Origin of the sequence: Acetivibrio straminisolvens JCM 21531, assembly GCF_000521465.1 — a bacterium.
Classification (GTDB): Bacteria; Bacillota; Clostridia; order Acetivibrionales; family Acetivibrionaceae; genus Hungateiclostridium; species Hungateiclostridium straminisolvens.
Window position 1 is genome coordinate 1 of the sequence record NZ_BAVR01000173.1, and the last position, 902, is coordinate 902.

General features: G+C 35.4%; 1 protein-coding gene. It reads right to left on the minus strand.

Annotated features, from left to right (window positions below):
• A partial coding sequence (locus JCM21531_RS17355; RefSeq protein WP_038291723.1) for a PoNi-like cognate immunity protein occupies window positions 1-902 on the minus strand: 902 nt, incomplete at both ends.

Consider the following 902-nt stretch of genomic DNA (forward strand, 5'->3'; position numbering starts at 1 on the left):
CCAATTCAAAGCTTACAAGCTTAACTTCTTTCCCCGGCCAGTAATTATGTATACTATCTATATAGTCTATCAGCTCTTCCTTATAATCCAACTGCAAAATATATTCCTTCTCCACCAGCATGAACACTATAATCGTACCCAACAAATTCTTGTCTTTATTATCATCCTTATACTCCTCCACATCAAACCAGATTTCTTTCAAATTATACTTCTTCCAAAACTCTTCGTCCGGCAGTGTTTTATAATCATTTATTATCTCATTTACAAAACTGTGGAATCTCCCAGGTATTATTCTCTCCAACTCAGGATTACCCGGTATACCATATACCACCGTTTCTTCTTCCTTATCTTCCTCTTCCTTTGGTACACTATACCAACTTAAATCAAAACTCATTCCATTTTTATAATGTGCTAAATCATAAGGGTAATGGTTGTTATCTTTCAGTGCACTGTCATCCAATCCCAGTATCTTTGCCAATGCTGCCGCCTCGAAACTCCACAAGCCAACGTAACCGGGTTCTTTATGCGCATTTTTGAAGTCCAGATCATTATGTCCCTTAATCCACTCTTTCTCTACATATTGTTGAAGCCTTTTCGAAGATTTTTCCTTGTCTTTATCATACAGTGCCATTTGTATAATTTCAGCCGTCTTTGCATATGGATTTTTTCTCTCATATTTGCTTGTATTATGATTCCATCCTATATCACAAGCTTTTAAAAGAAAATCCATCAGTGCGTCTTCTTTTTTTTGCTTCTCTATCACACAAGCAAGCCTTTTTAAATCTTGTTTGTCTACCTCTAAAAGTATACCTAACGATAGCATCCACAAAAGATCAATATACCATACTTTTTCTTCACCGACATTTTCCAAATACTCTATACCGTTTAAATAATCTTCAATT